19 protein-coding genes are annotated in these 20,789 nt (G+C 69.4%); 10 read left to right on the top strand and 9 right to left on the bottom strand.

What is annotated here, in order from left to right; all coding sequences use genetic code 11:
* Positions 1–19: 19 nt before the first annotated feature.
* Positions 20–1,468, bottom strand: coding sequence for an NAD(P)H-quinone dehydrogenase (locus tag ACWAT3_RS08690; RefSeq protein WP_460797596.1), 1,449 nt, complete (start codon positions 1,466–1,468; stop codon positions 20–22).
* Positions 1,469–1,516: 48 nt separating this feature from the next.
* Between ACWAT3_RS08690 and ACWAT3_RS08685 the strand changes: the two genes are divergently transcribed.
* The 3 genes from ACWAT3_RS08685 to ACWAT3_RS08675 are packed head-to-tail and all read left to right on the top strand — an operon-like array spanning position 1,517 to position 4,293.
* Complete coding sequence (locus tag ACWAT3_RS08685; protein ID WP_460797595.1) at positions 1,517–2,350, top strand: purine-nucleoside phosphorylase; 834 nt, start codon at positions 1,517–1,519, stop codon at positions 2,348–2,350.
* Positions 2,347–4,020 carry a phospho-sugar mutase gene (locus tag ACWAT3_RS08680; RefSeq protein WP_460797593.1) on the top strand — a complete coding sequence of 558 codons (1,674 nt, stop codon included), beginning with the start codon at positions 2,347–2,349 and terminating at the stop codon, positions 4,018–4,020. The genes ACWAT3_RS08685 and ACWAT3_RS08680 overlap by 4 nt, the downstream gene beginning before the upstream one ends.
* 12 nt (positions 4,021–4,032) lie before the next feature.
* Positions 4,033–4,293: an HPr family phosphocarrier protein gene (locus tag ACWAT3_RS08675; protein WP_460797591.1), complete on the top strand. Its 261-nt coding sequence runs from the start codon at positions 4,033–4,035 to the stop codon at positions 4,291–4,293.
* Between the two features lie 12 nt (positions 4,294–4,305).
* On the opposite strand, the gene ACWAT3_RS08670 is transcribed toward ACWAT3_RS08675, so the two are convergent.
* Positions 4,306–6,240 carry a BglG family transcription antiterminator gene (locus ACWAT3_RS08670; RefSeq protein ID WP_460797590.1) on the bottom strand — a complete coding sequence of 645 codons (1,935 nt, stop codon included), beginning with the start codon at positions 6,238–6,240 and terminating at the stop codon, positions 4,306–4,308.
* A gap of 140 nt (positions 6,241–6,380) precedes the next feature.
* Between ACWAT3_RS08670 and ACWAT3_RS08665 the strand changes: the two genes are divergently transcribed.
* The 7 genes from ACWAT3_RS08665 to ACWAT3_RS08635 are packed head-to-tail and all read left to right on the top strand — an operon-like array spanning position 6,381 to position 12,668.
* Complete coding sequence (locus ACWAT3_RS08665) at positions 6,381–6,695, top strand: PTS sugar transporter subunit IIB (RefSeq protein WP_460797588.1); 315 nt, start codon at positions 6,381–6,383, stop codon at positions 6,693–6,695.
* Positions 6,692–6,973 carry an HPr family phosphocarrier protein gene (locus ACWAT3_RS08660; RefSeq protein ID WP_460797586.1) on the top strand — a complete coding sequence of 94 codons (282 nt, stop codon included), beginning with the start codon at positions 6,692–6,694 and terminating at the stop codon, positions 6,971–6,973. Before ACWAT3_RS08665 ends, ACWAT3_RS08660 begins: the two co-directional genes overlap by 4 nt.
* Entirely contained in the window at positions 6,973–8,619 is a 1,647-nt protein-coding gene (gene ptsP / locus ACWAT3_RS08655) for a phosphoenolpyruvate--protein phosphotransferase (RefSeq protein WP_460797584.1), read from the top strand. Before ACWAT3_RS08660 ends, ptsP begins: the two co-directional genes overlap by 1 nt.
* 40 nt (positions 8,620–8,659) lie before the next feature.
* Complete coding sequence (locus ACWAT3_RS08650; RefSeq protein ID WP_460797582.1) at positions 8,660–10,333, top strand: PTS mannitol transporter subunit IICB; 1,674 nt, start codon at positions 8,660–8,662, stop codon at positions 10,331–10,333.
* Complete coding sequence (locus tag ACWAT3_RS08645) at positions 10,333–10,767, top strand: PTS sugar transporter subunit IIA (RefSeq protein WP_460797581.1); 435 nt, start codon at positions 10,333–10,335, stop codon at positions 10,765–10,767. Before ACWAT3_RS08650 ends, ACWAT3_RS08645 begins: the two co-directional genes overlap by 1 nt.
* Positions 10,764–11,912: a mannitol-1-phosphate 5-dehydrogenase gene (locus ACWAT3_RS08640; RefSeq protein ID WP_460797579.1), complete on the top strand. Its 1,149-nt coding sequence runs from the start codon at positions 10,764–10,766 to the stop codon at positions 11,910–11,912. The genes ACWAT3_RS08645 and ACWAT3_RS08640 overlap by 4 nt, the downstream gene beginning before the upstream one ends.
* Positions 11,913–11,924: 12 nt before the next feature.
* The gene (locus ACWAT3_RS08635; protein ID WP_460797751.1) at positions 11,925–12,668 is read left to right on the top strand and encodes an alpha/beta hydrolase; all 744 of its coding nucleotides are present in this window, start codon (positions 11,925–11,927) and stop codon (positions 12,666–12,668) included.
* Positions 12,669–12,719: 51 nt separating this feature from the next.
* Here ACWAT3_RS08635 and ACWAT3_RS08630 read toward each other — a convergent pair whose 3' ends face one another.
* From ACWAT3_RS08630 to ACWAT3_RS08600, 7 genes are all read right to left on the bottom strand, one after another.
* Positions 12,720–13,598: a carbohydrate kinase family protein gene (locus ACWAT3_RS08630; RefSeq protein ID WP_460797577.1), complete on the bottom strand. Its 879-nt coding sequence runs from the start codon at positions 13,596–13,598 to the stop codon at positions 12,720–12,722.
* 187 nt (positions 13,599–13,785) lie between these two features.
* Positions 13,786–14,901: an adenosine deaminase gene (locus ACWAT3_RS08625; protein WP_460797576.1), complete on the bottom strand. Its 1,116-nt coding sequence runs from the start codon at positions 14,899–14,901 to the stop codon at positions 13,786–13,788.
* 42 nt (positions 14,902–14,943) lie between these two features.
* Entirely contained in the window at positions 14,944–16,236 is a 1,293-nt protein-coding gene (locus ACWAT3_RS08620) for a thymidine phosphorylase (RefSeq protein WP_460797574.1), read from the bottom strand.
* The gene (locus ACWAT3_RS08615) at positions 16,236–16,634 is read right to left on the bottom strand and encodes a cytidine deaminase (protein WP_460797573.1); all 399 of its coding nucleotides are present in this window, start codon (positions 16,632–16,634) and stop codon (positions 16,236–16,238) included. The genes ACWAT3_RS08620 and ACWAT3_RS08615 overlap by 1 nt, the downstream gene beginning before the upstream one ends.
* Positions 16,635–16,658: 24 nt before the next feature.
* Positions 16,659–17,945, bottom strand: a complete 1,287-nt coding sequence (locus ACWAT3_RS08610) for an ABC transporter permease (protein WP_460797571.1) — start codon at positions 17,943–17,945, stop codon at positions 16,659–16,661.
* Positions 17,942–19,258 carry an ABC transporter permease gene (locus ACWAT3_RS08605; protein WP_460797569.1) on the bottom strand — a complete coding sequence of 439 codons (1,317 nt, stop codon included), beginning with the start codon at positions 19,256–19,258 and terminating at the stop codon, positions 17,942–17,944. The genes ACWAT3_RS08610 and ACWAT3_RS08605 overlap by 4 nt, the downstream gene beginning before the upstream one ends.
* On the bottom strand, positions 19,255–20,769 hold the full coding sequence (locus tag ACWAT3_RS08600) for an ABC transporter ATP-binding protein (protein ID WP_460797567.1): 1,515 nt from the start codon (positions 20,767–20,769) through the stop codon (positions 19,255–19,257). The genes ACWAT3_RS08605 and ACWAT3_RS08600 overlap by 4 nt, the downstream gene beginning before the upstream one ends.
* Between the last annotated feature and the right edge of the window lie 20 nt (positions 20,770–20,789).

The raw sequence follows: 20,789 nt of genomic DNA, 5'->3' as shown, positions 1-20,789 counted from the left end.
TTTCTCTCATGTTGAGGAGCTACGAGATGTTCACCAGGTGCATCGCGCGGGAGGCATCCGTGATACTCGACGACAGCGACGGGTAGGCGGCGAACACGCGGGAGACCTGATCGACCGTCAGTCGACGCTCCACAGCCACCGCGATCGGGTAGATGAGCTCCGACGCCTTCGGCCCCACGATCACTCCTCCGATCACGGTGCCTGATCCCTTCCGGGCGATGATCTTGACGAAGCCGTCCTTGATGCCCATCATCTTGGCACGGGGGTTCGCCGCCAGCGGCAGCTTGTAGACGATGCCGTCGGCGACGCCGTCCTCGACGTCCTGCTCGCCCCATCCGACCGTGGCGATCTCGGGAGCAGTGAAGATGTTGGAGGTGATCTTCACCTTCTCCAGCGGGATGACGATGTCGCCGAGCGCATGGAACACCGCGGTGCGTCCCTGCATGGAGGCAACGGAGGCGAGCGGGAAGAAGTTCGTGCAGTCCCCCACCGCGTAGATGTTCGGCACCGCGGTGCGCGCCACCTTGTTCACGCGGATGTGGCCGCTCTCCGTGAGCTCGACGCCGGCGTCCTGCAGACCGATGGATGCCGTATTCGGAATGGACCCGACGGCCATGAGGCAGTGGCTGCCCTCAACCGTTCGACCGTCAGCGAGCGTGACCAGCACGCCCGTCTCCGTCCGCTCGACCGTCTCGGCGCGCGCCTTGGAGAGAACCTGCATGCCGCCGCGCTTGAAGACCTTCTCGAGCACGCGCGCGGCATCCTGGTCCTCGCCGGGGAGCACCTGGTCACGACTGGAGACGAGCGTCACCTTCGCACCGAGGTTCATGTACGCTGAGGCGAACTCGGCACCGGTGACACCGGATCCGACGACGATGAGATGCTCGGGCAGCGCCTTCATGTCGTACAGCTGCGTCCAGGTCAGGATGCGCTTGCCGTCGGGCTTGGCGGAGTCCAGCTCACGCGGCGCCGCACCGACCGCGATGATGATCGTGTCGGCCTCGACGCGGTCGAAGTCCGTGCCGTCGGGACCGGTGGCCACGACGATCGCGTTCGTGCCCTCGAGCCGGCCGTGGCCGGAGAGGATGCGGACGCCGGCTTCGAGCAGCGAGGAGCGCATGTCCTCGGACTGCTGCGCGGCCAGCGCCACCAGACGCTTGTTGACGGCAGCGAGGTTGATGGCGATCTCGGGCTTCAGCGGCTTGCCGTTCTCGCCCTTCGCGAAGAACTGCACGCCGAGGTCGGTGGCCTCCGAGATCGCGACCGCGGCATCCGCTGTGGCGATCAGGCTCTTCGACGGAACGACATCCGTGAGCACGGCCGAACCGCCCACTCCGACGCGTTCGACCAGGGTCACCTCGGCTCCGAGCTGTGCGGCGGCCAGTGCCGCCTCGTATCCGCCGGGACCGCCGCCGAGGACGGCGACACGCTGGGTGCGCTCGAATGGAGTTGAGGACATGACTTCCATTCTTCCGCAATCCTGGCCCCGACGCCGCACGCTTCCTAGAGTGGATCCATGACCGACATTCATGACAACCCCCTCGACGACCCGAACGCGAACCCGTTCGACGTCGCCGCCACGGCCGCAGCGGACATCGCGCGGATCACCGGCGTCGAGAAGCACGACATCGCCCTCACTCTCGGCAGCGGCTGGGGCAAGGCCGCCGACCTGATCGGCGAGACCGTCGCCACGATCCCGGCCACCGAGGTGACCGGCTTCTCGAAGCCCGCGCTCGAGGGTCACGTCGGCACGCTGCGCTCGATCCGTACGCCGGACGGCAAGAACGTCCTCGTGATCGGCGCGCGCACGCACTACTACGAGGGTCACGGCGTCCGCCGCGTCGTCCACAGCGTCCGCACCGCAGCGGCGACGGGGGCGAAGATCATGGTCCTGACCAACGGCGCCGGCGGAGTCAGGGAGACCTGGACACCCGGCCAGCCGGTGCTGATCAGCGATCACATCAACCTCACCGCCGACTCTCCTCTGGAGGGCGCGACGTTCATCGACCTGACGGATCTGTACGCGACTCGGCTGCGCGACATCGCGCGCTCGATCGACCCGTCGCTGGACGAGGGCGTCTACACGCAGTTCCGCGGCCCGCACTACGAGACCCCGGCCGAAGTCCAGATGGCGAAGCACATCGGCGGGAACATCGTCGGCATGTCCACGGCGCTCGAGGCGATCGCCGCGCGGGAAGCGGGCATGGAGATCCTGGGTTTCTCGCTGATCACGAACCTCGCCGCCGGCATCCAGAAGACACCGCTCAGCCACGCCGAGGTCATCGAGGCCGGGCGCGAGGCCGAGCCCGTGATCTCCGCGCTGCTGGCCAAGGTGGTCGAGGCGCTGTGAGCGCGGAGGATCTGCTCGCGACGGCTCGCGCCTGGATCCGCCAGGATCCGGATGCCGAGACGCGCGATGAGCTCGCCGGAGTCGTCACCCTGGCCTCCGGAGGGGATGCCGCAGCGCTCGCGGACCTCGATGACCGCTTCCGCGCCAGGCTCGCCTTCGGCACGGCAGGCCTCCGGGGCGCGCTGGGCGCCGGCAGCAATCGGATGAACCGGGTGCTCGTCGCGCAGGCAGCCGCCGGTTTCGCCGCGTACCTGCGCGAGCGCGCGCACGGCACGACGCCCACCGTCGTGATCGGCTACGACGGCCGACGCAATTCGCGTCGGTTCGCGCAGGACTCCGCCGAGCTGTTCGCCGGAGCGGGGCTCCGCGCGATCCTGCTTCCGCGTCTGCTCCCCACCCCCGTGCTCGCCTTCGCCGTCCGCCATCTCGGCGCGGATGCCGGGGTGATGGTGACGGCGAGCCACAACCCGCCCAACGACAACGGGTACAAGGTCTACCTCGGCGGCGCGGATGACGGCTCGCAGATCGTCTCGCCGGCGGATGCCGAGATCGCCGCGCACATCCAGCGCGTCGCCGACGCGGGTGATGTCGGACTGCTCCCCCGTGCCGAGCATTACGAGACCGCGGGCGAAGAGGTCGTGACGGCCTACATCCAGGCGACCGCGGCGGTCGCACCGGCCGGCGCAGGGGCCAAGGGTCTCCGCTGGGTCTACACCGCCATGCATGGCGTCGGCTGGGAGACGTTCGAGCGCATCGTGGCGGCCGCGGGCTATCCGAAGCCGATCGCGGTGCGCGCGCAGCAGCACCCGGATCCGACGTTCCGCACCGTCGCGTTCCCGAACCCCGAGGAACCGGGAGCGCTGGATCTGTCCTACGACGTCGCACGATCCTCCGGCGCAGAGCTCATCATCGCCAACGATCCCGACGCGGACCGGCTCGCCGTCGCGATTCCGGACTCCGCCGCACCCGGCGGCTGGCGCCGTCTCAGCGGCAACGACATCGGCCTGCTCCTCGGCGCACGCGCCGCGCGAGCAGCCGAAGGGACACCAGGGGCTTCGCTGGCGTGCTCGCTGGTCTCGTCCCCCGGGCTCGGCGTCATCGCACGTCACCACGGGCTGGGCTTCGCCGAGACGCTGACCGGTTTCAAATGGATCTCGCGAGCCGAAGGCATCGTTTTCGGTTTCGAAGAGGCTCTGGGCTACCTGGTCAACCCGGAGACCGTGCGCGATAAGGACGGCATCTCCGCGGCGGTGGCGCTGCTGGGGCTTGCCGCCGAGGCGCGCGAGCGCGGCGCCGACCTGGCCGACCTGCTCGCCGAGCTCGGTGAGACTTACGGTCATTTCTCCAGCGGACAGGTGTCGATCAGGGTCGAGGACCTCGCGATCATCGGGAAGGTCATGGCGTCGCTGCGCCAGTCACCACCGGCGTCCATCGGCGAGACCGCGATCGAATCGGCCGAGGACCTCCTGCGCGCACCGCACGGTGAGCCGTCCGGCGACGTGCTCCGCTACCGCCTGGCCGGCGGGGCGCGGGTCATCGTCCGACCGAGCGGGACAGAGCCCAAGCTGAAGGTCTACATCGACGCGCAGGCCGACTCTGCTCAGGACGCGACGGCCGCGGTCTCCGCGATCGAGACCGGAGTGCGTGCGCTGCTGGAGGAGCGCTCCTGAGCGCGGCAGGCCATGCCCAGCCGTCGCGTGAGGATCAGCGCCCATAACGGCGCGCACGCTCGCCCCGTCGCCGAGCTCGCCCGCCTGGCCATCGCGCACAGCGCACCGGTCACGCTGGCGACCTCCGGCGGGGCGGTCGTCGAGCTCGCCAGCGTCCTCGCGGTGATGGACCTCGCACTGGCCGAGGGCGATGTCGTGACCCTGGAGACGACGACCTCCGACGATGCGGATGCCGTGCTGGATGCCATGGTCGACGTCCTCGCGCCGCGATGACGCCCGGTGCGCTCAGCCGTCGATGACGGCGACGAGCTCGTCCAGGAACGCCTCGAAACTCGTCGCCCTGCGCACCAGCCGCTGCACGCTGTCGCGTTCGCTGAACACCTCGACGAGCTGCTCGAACACCGTCTGGAAAGCGGCCCTGTCGCTCTCGCTGAAGGCGGCGAGCGCCACCACCTGAACGCGACCGTCACCCCAGGCGACCGACCCGTCGGCGATGCCGATCGCAATCGCGGTGCGCTGCGCCGTCATGTGCAGCGAGTGCGGCACGGCGAGCGCGTCCGTGAACGCCGTTGACGACATGCGCTCGCGCTGGATGGTCTTCTCGACGTAGTCCTCGTCGATGAGGCCGGACCCGACGAGCATCCCGCCGAGACGACGGATGATCGCCTCGTCACCGGCATCCGGCAACGGGTGCAGGAACGCACTCGCGTCGAAGTACCGGGACAGCTCCGCCCGCAGCTGCGCCAGTCGCCGCCCGCGGCGCAGCCGTGCAGCCGCCTGCTGCACGCGCTCGACATCGGCCTCCCCGAGGAACGGCTGCACCCGCACGAACCGCTCCCCCGGTGCGCCGGGTTCGATCGTGGACAGCACCAGATCCGTGTCGAAAGCCGCCCAATCAGGATCGACAGAGGTGACCACGCGCGTGACCTCGATCGACGAGCCGAGCGAGCGGTCGACGCTGGAGCGCAGCAGTTCGTGCAGCTCGTAGTATCCGGGACACACGATCGTCGCGCTGAGGATCGTGTCCGACTTGCGGCTGCGCTCCAAGCGGCCGCCCACGTGCATGGCGACGTAGGCGATCTCGTCGTCGTTCACGGGCAGATCCAGCCGGTCGTGCAGACCGCTCGCGATCGAGACGGCGACCTCGAAGATCATCGGGTACGACGCCTTCAGAGACCGGGTGAGCGGGTTCCGGGTCCATGCCTGCTCCTCGGCCCGGCGCAGCAGGTTCTGCACGTGAAGGCTGAGACGCAGGATGAACGCCTCGTCTTCGAGGTCGACCTGATAGTCGCGTGCCGCGCGGGCGATCTCCGCCCGCACCGCCTCGTCGACGGCCGCGTCGACGCCGCTGCGCGCGGCGTCGACTGAGCTGCCCTGTCCCGGTGCGACCACCCGCGTCAGGACGAGCCGGGCGAGGTGTGTGCTGTCCCCGGCGCCGAGCCGCACCCCGAAGTGCTCCTGCGCCAACCGCCCGATCTGGTCGCCGACGCGTCCGATCTCGCCGTGCGCCCCGGCTGAGTGCTCGTCCGCGGCGTCCAGATCGAGCGGACGCCCCGCCGCCACCCGGTCAGCGGCGATCGCGATGTGCAGCAGCACGTCAGAGATCGCCAGCTCGTTCACGTAGTAGCCCAGCGCCCCCAGCTCGCGGACGAGCGCGGTCTTGAACCCGGCCACGGCCTCCGGTCCGACGACGTCTCCGGCGAGCGCGTATCTGACCGTCTCCGGGCGGAATGCCGCGGCCTCCATCTCATCGTGCGCGAGCCTGCTCAGCAGGCGCCGCTGCGCCGACTCGGTTCCGCGCAGCCGGACCGTCTCTCTGTCCCGCTCCAGCGCGAGGTCGGTGCCGTCCAGCAGAGTGCGCACGCGCGCGAGGTCCGACTCGACCGTCGCGTCGGACACGTGCAGCCGGTCGGACGTCTCGTAGAGGTCGATACCGCCCGGCGCATCCAGGAGCAGTCGGATCACGGCGTGCAGCCGCTCCCGTGGCGCTGACTCGTCCGCTCGCGCCCGCAGCGCGACGCGCGCACCGGGGCCGGCGCGGTATCCCGCGGGGCTCGAGTCGACGGCATCCGCTGTGGGAAGGCGGGAGTTGAGCGCGGCGACGTACGAACGGATGCTGCGCGGAGTGACCCCCAGCTGATCGGCGAGGCTGCCCGCGGTCGCCCAGCCGTCCTGACGCAGCAGGGCGGAGAGGAGCTGGTCCTGGCGCTGACGCGTCATGATCCTCCGAGTCTGTGTCGCCGGCTTTGTCGCTCTCTCATGATGCCAGCACGATGAGCGGAAAGGGCGGCTCCGGACATTCCGCAGGGGCGGAAAGGATCCTGGTGGTAGTGCTCACAGCGCGTTCCCAGAATGGACACATGGCATCGAAGAGGATCCTCGTGGTGTGCGGCGCAGGAGCGTCGAGCACCTTCGTCGCGCAGCGCCTCCAGCGCGCCGCGACCGATGCTCTGCTGCCGTGGGAGGCCACCGCCGGAACCGAGCACAGCGTCGGCACCAGCGCGACGGACCTCATCCTCGTCGGTCCGCACCTCGCCGACCGGGTCGACGCCCTGCGCGCGGACGCCGCGTGCCCCGTCATCGCCCTCCCCGACGACATCTTCTCCGACCGCGACGGCGCGCGCACACTCGCGCTCGTGCGGTCGGTGCTCACCGCCGAGAAAGGAACATCATGACCGCTGCATCCCGTACCGTCCGGATCGGATCGTCGCACGGCCTGCACGCCAGGCCGGCGAAGCTGTTCGCGCAGGCCGCGAAGGAATCCGGCATCGCCGTCACCGTCGCGAAGGACTCGGGCAAGCCGGTCAACGCCGCGAGCATCCTCGGCGTGATCGCCCTCGGCGTCGATCACGGCGATTACGTGACGCTCACCGCTGATGGCGACAACGCAGAGGCCGTACTCGACACGCTGACCGAGCTGCTCACGACCGACCACGACGACGAGTCGGCCTGATGGGCGCGCTGCGCGGAGTGGGCATCGGCTCCGGCGTCGCACAGGGGCCCGTGGTCCGCATGGCTGAGCCGCTCCCCGCGCCCGAGAATGCGAAGAGCGCGCTCGGCGCCGACGCGGAGCGCACCAGAGTCCGCGAGGCCATCGCGGCCGTCGCCGGTGAGCTGACCACGCGGGCGGAATCGGCCGGTGGCGCGGCGCAGGAGGTGCTCGAGGCTCAGGCGATGATCGCCGAGGACCCGACCCTGCAGGACGAGGTGGACGCGCGCATCGATGACGGCGCGACGGCCGAGTGGGCCGTGCACGATGCCTTCGCAGGGTTCAAGGCGACCCTCGAGGCCGTCGGCGGCTACCTGGGCGAACGCGCGGCCGACCTGGACGACATCGCGCAGCGCGTTCTCGCCGGGTTGCGCGGCGTCTCCGCCCCAGGGGTGCCGGATCCGGGGCATCCGTTCGTCCTCGTCGCCCGCGACCTGGCGCCGGCCGACACCGCGCTGCTCAAGCTCGATCAGGTGCTGGCGCTCATCACGTCCGATGGCGGCCCGACTTCGCACACCGCGATCCTCGCTCGGGAGAAGGGCATCGTCGCCGTGGTCGGCGTGACCGAGGCCGGCGCCCTCGCCGATGGCGAGACCGTGATCGTGGATGCCGCGGCCGGCGCTGTGACGACCGATCCGTCCGCCGAGGAGCTGGCGCGCGCCGCCGAGCGCGCATCGGCCAGGCTGAGCGCCGACGCGCTCCCCACGACTCCCGGCGCCCTCGCCGATGGCACCCCCATCGCGCTGCTGGCGAACCTGGGCAAACCCGCCGACGCAGCCGATGCCGTGTCACGGGGGGCCGAGGGCGTCGGGCTCTTCCGCACCGAGTTCCTGTTCCTCTCCGCCTCCCAGGCGCCGACGATCGCGCAGCAGCGCGCGTCGTACCGCGAGCTGCTGGCCGCGTTCGATGGGAAGAAGGTCGTCGTCCGGCTGCTGGATGCCGGTGCGGACAAGCCGCTCGCCTTCCTCAACGACGCGCACGAGGAGAACCCGGCGCTCGGGCTCCGCGGACTCCGTGCGCTGCGAGCCAGCGAGGACATCCTGCGCGAGCAGCTCACGGCCCTGGCGGAGGCGGATGCCGAGACGAACGCCGACCTCTGGGTCATGGCGCCGATGGTCACCACGGTCGAGGAGACCGCGTACTTCACGACTCTCGCTCGCGAGTACGGGCTGAAGACCGCCGGGGTCATGGTGGAGGTGCCGGCGAGCGCGCTGCTCGCGGATCGCGTGCTCGCGCACGCCGATTTCGCCTCCATCGGCACCAACGACCTCACGCAGTACACGATGGCCGCCGACCGCATGCTCGGATCCGTCGCCGGGTTCCAGAACCCCTGGCATCCTGCCGTGCTGCGCCTCGTCGGCGAAGTCGGCGCGGCCGGTGCTCGCGCGGGCAAGCCGGTCGGCATCTGCGGCGAGGCCGCAGCCGACCCCCTGCTCGCCGTCGTGCTCGTCGGCCTCGGCGCAACGAGCCTGTCGATGGCGCCCGCGGCCCTGGCCGACGTTCGCCTCGCGCTCTCCGAGCACACGCTCGAGGACGCACGACGCCTCGCCGAGATCGCACTGGCCGCCGACGACGCGGCCGGTGCCCGCGCCGCCGTGGCCGCAGCCTGACCCGTCCGCACCCGAACCCACAGCAGAAAGAGACGACATCATGACGACGACGTCACCCGCCGCCGCGAAGCCGAATGGTCTCCGCGTCGGCGTGCAGAGGCTGGGCACATTCCTGTCCGGCATGATCATGCCGAACATCGCGGCGTTCATCGCCTGGGGCTTCATCACGATGCTCTTCATCCCCGCAGGGTTCTTCGGCGAGGACAGCCCGTTCAAGTGGCACTGGTATCCGGTCGCCGAGATCATCGGCGGTGGCGGGGACTCCGCCGTGATCGGATGGCAGGGCGCCATGACCGGGCTGGCCGAGGGCGACGGCGGCAGCATCTTCGCCTACGTCGGGCTGGTCGGGCCGATGGTCACCTACCTCCTGCCGCTGCTGATCGCGAACACCGCCGGCCGAATGGTCTACGGCGAGCGCGGCGGCGTGGTGGCGACCATCGCCACGATGGGCGTCATCGTCGGCACGGACATCCCGATGTTCCTCGGCGCGATGATCATGGGACCGCTGGCCGCATGGATCACCAAGCAGATGGACCGGATCTGGGACGGTCGGATTCGACCAGGGTTCGAGATGCTGGTGAACAACTTCTCCGCCGGCATCCTCGGAATGCTCCTCGCCGTCGCCGGCTTCTTCGCCTTCGGCCCTGTGATGCTCGGCATCAGCACCGTGCTCGGTGCGGCGGTGGACTGGCTGGTCCTCTACAACCTTCTCCCCCTCGTCTCGATCATCGTCGAGCCGGCGAAGGTGCTGTTCCTGAACAACGCCATCAATCACGGTGTCTTCACTCCCCTCGGCATCCAGGAGGCGCAGGAGTTCGGCAAGTCGATCCTGTTCCTGATCGAGGCCAACCCCGGGCCCGGTGTCGGGCTGCTCCTGGCGTTCTCGTTCTTCGGCGTGGGCGCCGCGAAGGCATCCGCCCCCGGCGCTGCGATCATCCAGTTCTTCGGCGGCATTCACGAGATCTATTTCCCGTACGCGCTGAGCAAGCCGACCACGATCCTCGCGTTGATCGCCGGTGGAGCGGCGGGCGTCACCACGAACATGATCCTGGGCGGCGGACTGGCGTTCCCTGCGGCTCCGGGAAGCATCATCGCCATCACTGCCGCGGCGGTCGGCCCCGGCATCGGCAACCTGCTCGTCGTGTATCTCTCCGTCCTGATCGCCGCCACCGTCACGTTCCTCATCACCGCCGTCATCCTCCGCGCGTCCCGCAAGCGCGACCTGCTCGCCGAGGGCGATGCGTTCGGTGCGGCGATCGCGCAGACCGAGGCCAACAAGGGCAAGAAGTCCGCCGCGATGGATGCCCTGCGCGTGAGCGGCGACGCCGCATCCCTCGACGCAGCCGATGAGGCGCTCGTCAAGCTCGAGACCCAGGCCGCGACCGGTGGGATGGCCGACGGGGGCACACTCGCCACACGGCAGATCACCGACATCGTCTTCGCCTGCGACGCCGGCATGGGCTCCTCCGCCATGGGAGCGAGCGTGCTGCGCAACAAGTTCAAGAAGGCCGGCGTCGACGGCGTCACCGTCGTCAACATGGCCATCGCGAACCTCGATGGCACGGCCGATCTGGTCATCACCCAGCAGCAGCTGACCGACCGCGCCCAGACGAGGTCGCCGGAATCGATCCACATCTCCGTGGACAACTTCATGAACTCGCCGAAGTACGACGAGGTCGTGGAGATGGTCCGCGACCAGCGAAAGGAAGCATGATGAGCGTTCTCACCCTCGGCCAGGTCCGCATCCACTCCGGCTCCGCGACGCGGGAGGCCGCTCTGCAGGAGGCCACGGACATCCTCGTCGCCGCAGGCGCCGTCACCCCCGCGTACGTCGACGCCATGCGCCAGCGCGAGGAGACGGTGTCGACCTTCATGGGGAACGGCCTCGCGATCCCGCACGGGACCAACGATGCGAAGGATGCCATTCTCGCCTCCGCGCTCTCGGTCGTCCGCTACGACGGCGGAGTCGACTGGGCTGGCGACGAGGCGACGTTCGTGATCGGCATCGCCGGAATCGGCGACGAGCACCTCGAGATCCTCTCCCGCATCGCGATCCTCTTCTCCGAGGAGGACGACGTGGCCCGCCTGGCGGCGGCGCAGACACCGGATGAGCTCTACGCGCTGCTGTCGGAGGTGAACGAGGCATGAAGGCCGTCCACTTCGGTGCCGGCAACATCGGGCGCGGATTCGTCGGGCTGCTGCTGCACGAAGGCGGCTACGAGGTCGTCTTCTCCGACGTCGCCGATGCCCTCGTGGACGCCCTCGACCACGCCGACAGGTACACGGTCCGCGAGGCCGGTCCCGGCGGCGTGAACCGCGTCGTGACAGGCTTCCGCGCGGTCAACAGCCGCACGGACCCTGATGCCGTGGCCGATGAGGTCGCCACCGCCGACGTCGCGACGTGCGCGGTCGGTCCGACCGTGCTGCGCTTCATCGCACCGGCCATCGTCGAGGGTCTGCGCCGTCGCCCGGATGATGCGTCGCCGCTCGCGGTCATGGCCTGCGAGAACGCGATCGGGGCGACCGATCAGCTGCGCGCCGAGATCGAGCGGCTCGCCGGCGACGACGCGCCGGCGCTGACGGCTCGCGCCGCGTTCGCGAACACCGCGGTCGATCGGATCGTGCCGGCTCAGCCGGAGGGCGGAGGAATCGACGTCACGGTCGAACCGTACTTCGAGTGGGCGATCGAGCAGGGCCCGTTCCTCGGCGCGCTGCCGAGCATCCCCGGTGCGCACTTCGTCGACGATCTCGCCCCCTACATCGAGCGCAAGCTGTTCACGGTGAACACAGGGCACGCCGCGACCGCGTACTTCGGCGCGGCGGCCGGACACGAGCGCATCTCCGACGCGCTCGCCGACCCGGCGGTCGCCCTGGCGGTCGGCGCGGCACTCGAGGAGACCTCGGCGATGCTCACCGCTGTGCACGGCCTCGACCCGGCCGAACTCGCGGAGTACCGCGCGACGATCCTGGAGCGCTTCCGCAACCCTGAGCTCATCGACACGGTGCAGCGCGTCGGTCGTCAGCCGCTGCGCAAGCTCTCGCGTCACGAGCGGTTCATCGGACCGGCCGCGGAGGCCGCCGAACGCGGGCTGTCGACATCCGCGCTCGTCGGCGCCGTCGCCGCGGCCCTGTCTTTCGACGACCCGGACGACGAGCAGTCGGTCGAACTGCAGCGCCGCCTCGCCTCCGAGGATGCGGACGGCTTCACGGCATCCGTCACGGGCCTGGATGCCGACCATCCGCTCTTCGCCGCCGTGCGCGACGCGGTCGAGCACCACCAGCGGCGGCATTAGCCTGAAAGGGTGATGAAGAAACGCGGACGGCGGATCCTCGCCTGGATCCTGGGAAGCATCGGCGCCGTGATCGTCCTCGGCATCGTGGGCATCGTGGTGTGGAGCCAGGTCGGTGTCATGGCGGCCGAACCGGAACCACTCGCGAGCGTGCGCGAGAATCCGGATGTCGTGATCGATGACGCGGATCAGGGTATCGTCCTGTCCCCCGCCGATGGGGACAGCGACGTCGGGCTGGTTTTCATCCCCGGGGCCAAGGTCGATCCGTGGGCGTACGCCGCGATCCTCCAGGGCATCGTCGCGGAGGACGACGTCACAGTCGTGATCACCCGCCCATGGCTGAACCTGGCGTTCTTCGACCCGCGCGGCATGGACGCGTTCACGTCGGCCGTTCCGGACATCGACACGTGGATCGTGGGCGGGCATTCGCTCGGCGGGGTCCGCGCCTGCCAGCTCGCGTCGGATGCCGAGGCGCTGCTGCTGTTCGCCTCCTACTGCTCCGCGGATCTGTCCGACACCGCGCTGCCGGTGCTGAGTCTGGCCGGCAGCGAGGACGGCCTGTCGACGCCAGAGAAGATCGCGGATGCGCGTCCGCAGCTGCCAGCCGACGCCGAACTCGTCGAGATCGACGGCGCATCCCACGCCTCCTTCGGCGACTACGGTCCGCAGCCGGGCGACGGCACGCCGACCATCTCGGACGACGAGATGCACGCGACCGTCACCGACCTCGCCGGCCCGTTCGCCGACGCCCTCGGCTGAGCCGAAACGGCCTGTTCCGGCTCGCTCGACGCGCGAGTCGCAGCCGTGCGGTCAGCGAGCGTCCGGGGCACCGCCCAGCACGGGTTCCAGCAGCGGATGCAGGTGGCGCGTTCCGAGCACGGTCGACGCCGAGCGAGCGCCCGCCTCGAGCGCCTGCGACACCGGAGCACCGCGCAACCGTGCGTCCAGGACCCCAGCGAGGAACGCATCGCCTGCCCCGTTGGTGTCCTCGACCTCGACGGGCACGGCGGCGACTCGGTGCTCGAAGCCATCCGCATCCACGGCCACCGCGCCATCCGCACCCAGCGTGCACACGGCAAGCGACGCCCCGGCGGCGATGCGGCTGTGCAGGAACGCCACCGGATCGGCCAGCCTGTCCGCGTTGCAGAACACGGCATCCGCGACCGCGAGGAACGGGCGATGGAACGCGGCCTCGCCGTCGTAATCGTGCACATCGACCCAGATCGGCGTCGCGGTCTCGGCAGCCATCGGCAGCAGGCGCATCGGCTCGGCCGCGAGGTCCAGCACGAGGGCATCGGCATACGCCATCGCCTGTCGGAGTCGCACATCCTGCGCGCCATCCGATGCGGCCGGCGCCGAGAGATAGAGCGAGACGCGCTCCCCTGCCCTCGTCATGAGGTTGAGGTGCCGCTCGGTCTGCGCACTCGCGTCCCAGAGCGTCGGCACACCGGCATCCGACAGGGCGGAGCGGATGCGGCGTCCGTCCCCGTCGTCGGCGCTCAGTGCATACAGGAGCACGTCGCGACCGAGCGCGGTCAGGCTCAGTGCCTTACCGGCGCTGGTGCCGCCGACGGTCTCCCAGGAGTCCTCGGCGAACTGCATATGCGGCACCGGCTCGGGCAGTCGATCGAGCACGACCAGTCGGTTCCAGGATGCCGGGCCGGCGATGAACACACTCGGAGAAGTCATGGTCATCCGATCCGGGACTGGTGCCCGCACGGATACGCCATCACTTCGCGCGCACCGGAGATGTCGCGCGAGAACATCGGATCATGATCGATCTGCGCGAACGACCTGTCGGTCGGCACACGCCGAGGGGCACGAAGACGAGTGCGCGCGACGGCGCGAGCAGATGCGGCATCCATCGCGCGCCTGGTCAGTCCTCGAAGCCTTCGGCGATCATCTCCACGAGCTCTTCGCGTTCCTCGACCGGCAGGAACGCGGCCGCCGCGGCGTTGAACTGGAACGTCTCGAGATCATCGAGGTCGTAGCCGAACGCGTCGACGAGCAGCGACAGCTCACGGGTGAGCGAGGTGCGACTCATCGTGCGGTTGTCGACATTCACCGTGACGGCGAACCCGAGCTGGTAAAGCAGGTCGAACGGGTGGTCGGCCAGCTCGGTGCCCCACGCGGCGATCGCGCCGGTCTGCAGGTTGGATGACGGCGAGAGCTCGAGCGGGATCTCGCGGTCGCGGACCCAGCGCGCGAGGTCGCCGAACTGCACCTGCACTTCGTCGTCCTCGCGGTTGATGACCTGCAGGTCGGAGACGATCCGCACGCCGTGCCCGAGCCGCAGCGCGCGCCCGTCCAGCAGCGCGGAACGGATCGACGCGAGCCCGGCGGCCTCGCCGGCGTGGACCGTCACGGGGAAGAACTGCTCGGCGAGGTAATCGAAGGCGTCGCGGTGCAGGGATGCCGGGTAGCCGTCCTCCGGACCGGCGACATCGAAGCCGACGACGCCGTTCCCGCGGAAGCCGACGGCGAGTTCGGCGATCTCCCTCGCACGTCCGGTGTGGCTCATCGCGCTGAGGAGCTGACCGACGCGGATGCTGCGGCCGGCACGGTCCACGGCATCCTCGCCCTCTTCGATGCCCTGCTGCACGGCTTCGACGGCCTGCTCGAGGGAGAGACCGCCCGCCAGATGCTGCTCCGGTGCCCAGCGCACCTCGCCGTAGATGACGCCGTCATCGGCGATGTCCTCGACGAACTCGCGCGCGATCCGCGTCAGACCGGCGGCGGTCTGCATGACCCCGACGGTCAGATCGAACGTCTTGAGGTACTCCACGAGCGACCCGGAGTCGCTCGTCTTCGCAATCCAGTCGCCGAGCCGCGCGGGCTCCTTCTCCGGGAGAGCGAGTCCCGCCTCATCGGCCAGCTCGACGATCGTCTCCGGGCGCACGGCACCGTCGAGATGGTCGTGCAGCGAGACCTTGGGAAGGCTGCGCAACGAGACGCCCTGGACAGTGGCGTCACCGGTCTGCTCGATCGACATGGGGGACCTCTCAGCGGTGGGGGTGGATGTGCGGCTCACAGCCTACGCGGTGATGCGTTCGCGGACGAGCGGCCCGGTCCCGGGAGCGTCGGTTCCGATCTCCCACGCACCCTCCACGGCTTCGATCGCGCGGGCGAAGCGCGCCTCGTCATCGGCGGAGAGGGTGAACAGGGGCTGCCCCGCCACCACGCGATCGCCCGGCTTGGCGTGCAGATCGATACCAGCGGCGTGGATGACCGGATCCTCGGCGCGGGCCCGGCCGGCACCGAGCCGCCATGCGGCGATGCCGAACGGCAGCGCCTCCATGCGGGTCACGACGCCGTCGGCCGGTGCGGTGATGACATGCGTCTCGCGCGCGGTCGGAAGCGGAGCGTCCGGATCGCCGTCCTGCGCGCGGATCATCGCCTTCCAGCTGTCCATCGCTCGGCCGTCATCGAGAGCGGCTTCGACATCGGCATCCGGGTGGCCGGCGAGCGCGAGCATCTCGCTGGCGAGCGCGAGCGTGAGCTCCCGGATGTCCGTCGGGCCGCCTCCGGCGAGCACCTCGACGGATTCGCGGACCTCGTTGGCGTTTCCGATGGCGAGGCCTAGCGGCACGTTCATGTCCGTGAGCAGCGCGGTGGTCGCCACTCCCGAGTCGGTGCCCAGGGCGACCATCGTGCGTGCGAGCTCCCTGGCACGATCGATGTCCTGCATGAACGCTCCGGAGCCGAACTTCACGTCCAGCACCAGAGCGTCGGTGCCCTCGGCGATCTTCTTCGACATGATGCTGGAGGCGATCAGCGGGATCGCCTCGACCGTGCCGGTGACGTCGCGCAGCGCATACAGCTTCTTGTCCGCCGGGGCGAGCCCGGAGCCCGCGGCGCAGATCACGGCGCCCACGTCGGACTGCATCTGCGCGAACATCTCGTCGTTGCTCAGTGCCGCGCGCCAGCCGGGGATCGACTCCAGCTTGTCGAGCGTGCCGCCGGTGTGGCCGAGCCCGCGGCCGGACAGCTGCGGCACGGCGACGCCGAAGACCGCAACGAGCGGAGCCAGCGGCAGCGTGATCTTGTCGCCGACGCCGCCGGTCGAGTGCTTGTCGACCGTCCGCTTGCCGAGCGAGGCGAAGCTCATCCGCTCCCCCGAGGCGATCATGGCGTCGGTGAGCACGCGGATCTCATCCCGGTCCATGCCGCGCTGGAACACCGCCATCGCGAACGACGCCATCTGAGCGTCGGACACATAGCCGCGGGTATAGGCGTCGACCATCCAGCGCAACGCCGGTTCGGGGACGACCCCGCCGTCGCGCTTGGCCCGGATGACGTCGACCGCGTCGTGGGACTCGACGGCCATCAGCGCACCTCTTCCAGGTCACGAGGGCCGAATGCGTCGGGCAGCACCTCGTCGATCGTGCGGATGCCGGACACGGTCTCGAGCAGCATGCCGGGCGTCGCGTGCTCGAAGAGCAGCTGACGGCAGCGGCCGCACGGCATGATCGTCTGCCCCTCGCCGTTCACGCACACGAACGCGACCAGTCGGCCGCCTCCGGACATGTGCAGGTCGCCGACCAGCGCACACTCCGCGCACAGCGTCACGCCGTAGGAGGCGTTCTCGACGTTGCAGCCGGCGATGATCCGGCCGTCGTCGACGAGCGCGGCTGCACCCACCTTGTACCGCGAGTACGGCGCATACGCCTTCGTCATCGCCTCGGCGGCGACCGAGCGGAGCTCGTCCCAGTCGATATCAGTCATGTGTTCCTCAGCTCCTGGGGTGGATCAGCTCTTGATGTACGGCTTGCCGCTCGCGGCAGGTGCGCGGATCTGGCCGGCGAATCCGGCCACCGCGAGGAGCGTGACCAGGTACGGGAGCATCAGCATGAACTCGCCGGGGATGGGCGTCTTCAAGATCGTCAGCAGGTTCTGCAGGTTGGTGACGAAGCCGAACAGCAGCGCGGCCATGGTCGCGCGGATCGGGTCCCACCGGCCGAAGATCACGGCGGCGAGGGCGATGAAGCCGAGGCCGGCCGTCATCTCCTTGCCGAACTGCGGAACGGACACCAGCGTGAAGTACGCGCCGCCGACGCCGGCGATCGCACCGGCCAGCAGCACGTTCCAGAACCGGGTCGGGTTCACCCTGATGCCCACGGTGTCGGCGGCCTTCGGGTGCTCACCGACGGCGCGAAGGCGCAGACCCCATCGCGTGCGGTAGAGGCCCCAGGCGACGAGCGCGACAGTCGCGAACATCAGGTAGACGATCACGGTCTGGTTGAACAGCACGGGACCGATGATCGGGATGTCTCCGAGCACCGGGATCTTGATCCGAGAGAAGCGCGCCGCCGTGTTGAGCTCGGCCTCGTTCGGCGCCAGCAGCGCGCCGTACAGGAACCCCGTGAGTCCCGTGACGAGCACGTTCAGCACGACTCCGACGATCACCTGTTCGACGAGGTACTTGATCGCGAAGACCGCGAGCACGCTGGCCACGAGAACGCCGCCGATCATCGCGCCGATGAGTCCGACGAACGGGTTGCCGGTGATGCTCGACAGCAGAGCCGCCGAGAATGCCCCGAGCAGCAGCTGCCCCTCGATCGCGACGTTGACGACGCCGGCGCGTTCTCCGATGACACCGCCGAGTGCGCCGAACACGAGCGGGACCGACAACGACACCGCTCCGACCAGCAGGCTCGTGACCGGTACGAGACCGCCGGCGGCGGCCCACACCAGGAACGCGAACACCGCGACGACGCCGAAGACGGAGATCAGCCACAACGGGACGCTGCGGTAGTTCCACGCCTGGACGGCGGCGAGCGCCACCATGAGCACGAGCAGAACGATCAGCACCCAGGACGTGGCCGTCGTCGGCAGGGGTACGTCCGGCATCTCGATGACCGACGCCGGGTCTCCAAGGCGGAAGATGCTCGTGCCTGTTCGTGGGACGAGGAGGAACAGCAGCGCGAGGAGCACGGTCGCCACAGCGAGCACGATCGGCGTCTTCCAATGCCGCTCGCGCACGGTCGCGAGCCGCACCGTGCCGTCGGCGGCCTGGGTCTGCACGGAGGCGCTCATGCGGTCACCGCCTTCTTCGCAGCCTTGGCTCTCGCCTTGGCGGCCTTCTCGGCATCCGTCTTGGGGAGGAAGAAGACGGAGCGCAGCAGCGGCGGAGCCGCGATGAACAGCACGACGAGCGACTGGACGACCAGCACGATGTCGACGGGGATGTCCTGCGCCTGCATCGAGAAGGAACCGGCCTTCAGCGCTCCGAACAGGATGCCGGCGGCGAACGTGCCCCACGCGCGGCTGCGCCCGAGCAGCGCCACGGTGATCGCGTCGAATCCGATCCCGGCGTCGATCGTCTCGGTGATTCCGGTGGTGACCGATCCCTGCAGCTGGTTCATGCCCGCGAGGCCTGCGAGCCCACCGGCGAACAGCATGGCGTAGACGTAGATGCGCTGCACATTGATGCCGGCGGCACGGGCGGCATGCGGGTTCTCTCCGACCGCCCGCATGCGCATGCCGAGAGAGGAGCGTTCGATGAGCCACCACACGAACAGCGTCGCCGCGATGACGATCACGAAGCCGAGATCCAACAGCGGGAACTGCGCCCCGAACAACGGCGGGAACTGCGCGGTCTCCGGCGTCGGCGAGCCGAGGGCCTGGTTCGTCCCCGGCTTCTGCAGGAGTCCAGGTGTGCGGATCATCCACAGCAGCAGGTAATAGGCGATGTAGTTGAGCATGATCGTGAGGATCACCTCGTGCGCACCCGTCCGCGCCTTGATGAGACCCGCGATGCCGCCCCACAGCGCGCCGCCCGCGATGCCGACGATCAGCATCGCCGGGATGTGCAGCCAGATCGGCAGGTTCAGCTGGAACGTGAGAAGCCCTGCCAGAGCGACGCCGAAGAGCATCTGGCCGCGGGCGCCGATGTTGAACAGCCCGACCCGGAACGCCAGTGCGACGCCGAGACCTGCGGCGATCAGCGGCGCGGCGAAACCGAGCGTGTTGGTCAGCGGCTTGATCTGCGCCGCGAAGCTGTTGCCCCTGGCATTGAAGATCGCGCCGCGCACGAGCGCCTCATAGCCGTCGTACACCGAGCCCCACACCGCGACGAGGGTGTCCCCCGGCCGGGCGAAGAAGTACACGGATGCCTCTTGCACGTCCTTGTTCGTCACGGCGATCAGGACGCCGCCGACGATCAGGGCGAGCACGATCGCGAGGACCGTCGTCACGGCGTTGCTGCGCAGCATGTCCTTGATGATGACGTTGCCTCGGGGCGGGGCGAGTTCGGCCCGCTCGCTGCCGGGGATGCCGGAGCTCGGCGGCAGCTGCTCGGGCGGAAGCCCCTTCGTCGCGTCTCCCGCACCGGGTGTCGATCCGCTCACGCGGTCACCTCCGCATCCGCCACACCGGCCATCATGAGTCCCAACTTCTCGCGCGGCGTATCACCGGGGACGACCCCGATGATCGCACCGCGGTACATCACGGCGATCCGGTCGGCAAGCGCCGCGACCTCGTCGAGCTCGGTCGACACGACGATGACCGGAACTCCGGAGTCGCGCGTCTCGATGATCCGCTTGTGGATGAACTCGATCGATCCGACGTCCACGCCTCGCGTCGGCTGCGCCGCCACCAGCAGTCGCAGCTCCCGGCTCATCTCGCGAGCGATGACGACTTTCTGCTGGTTGCCTCCGGAGAGCGTGCCAGCGAGCGTCTGCGGGCCCTGCGCCCGGATGTCGTACTCGGCGATGCGCGCGTGGGCGAACTCCTCGAGCGCTGCACGCTTGAGAGTGCCCGCGCTGCTGAAGGCCGGGTCGTCCGACCGGTCGAGGACGAGATTCTCGGCCACGGTGAAGTTCGCGACCAGGCCGTCCTCGGTTCGATCCTCCGGCACGAATCCGACGCCGGCGTCGAGGATCGCGCGCACGCTCCGCCCGACGAGTTCGGCCCCGTCCAGCGAGATGGAGCCCTCCACGCGCGCCGCGAGGCCGACCAGCGCCTCGACCAGCTCGGTCTGCCCGTTGCCCTGCACGCCGGCGATCGCGAGGACTTCGCCCGGCCGCACGGTAAAGTCGACGTCGTCGACCACGATCGCGCCGGTCGGGGTCAGGACCCGCAGCCCGCGGACCTCGAGACCGCCGTCGCCGAGCTGCGGCGCCTGCTTCTGCACGGTGAGTTCGACGGCGCGCCCGACCATGAGCGTGGCCAGTTCGGCGTTGGTCGCCGTCGGGGATGCCTCGCCGACGATCTGCCCCAGCCGAACGATGGTGATGGTGTCCGCCACTTCGCGGACCTCACGGAGCTTGTGGGTGATGAAGACGATCGCTGTGCCCTCGTCGCGCAGCTGACGCATGATGCCCATCAGTTCGTCGGTCTCCTGCGGGGTGAGCACCGCGGTCGGCTCATCGAAGACGAGCACCTGCGCATCGCGGGAGAGCGCCTTGATGATCTCGACGCGCTGCTGCACGCCGACCGGGAGGTCGCCGACGACCGCATCCGGATCGATCTCGAAGCCGAATCGCTCGGCGACGGCGCGCACGTGTGCACGGGCCGCGGCGAGGTCGAGCACGCCGGGACCCTTCGTCTGCTCGTGGCCGAGCATGACGTTCTCGGCGACCGTGAAGACGGGCACGAGCATGAAGTGCTGGTGCACCATGCCGATGCCGGCGGCCATCGCGTCCCCTGGACCGCGGAAATGCTGAACGATGTCATCGAGGAGGATCTCCCCCTCATCGGCCTGGTACAGGCCGTACAGGACGTTCATCAGCGTGGACTTGCCTGCGCCGTTCTCACCCAGCAGCGCGTGGATCTGCCCCGGCTCGACCACTAGATCGATGTGATCGTTGGCGACGAGGCTGCCGAATCGCTTGGTGATGCCGCGAAGTTCGAGCTTCATATCTGCACCTTATCCAGAAG

The sequence above is a fragment of the Microbacterium sp. GXF0217 genome, from assembly GCF_054798195.1.
The sequence above is the reverse complement of the archived record's forward strand: the minus strand, read 5'-3'. Positions and strand labels throughout refer to the sequence as shown.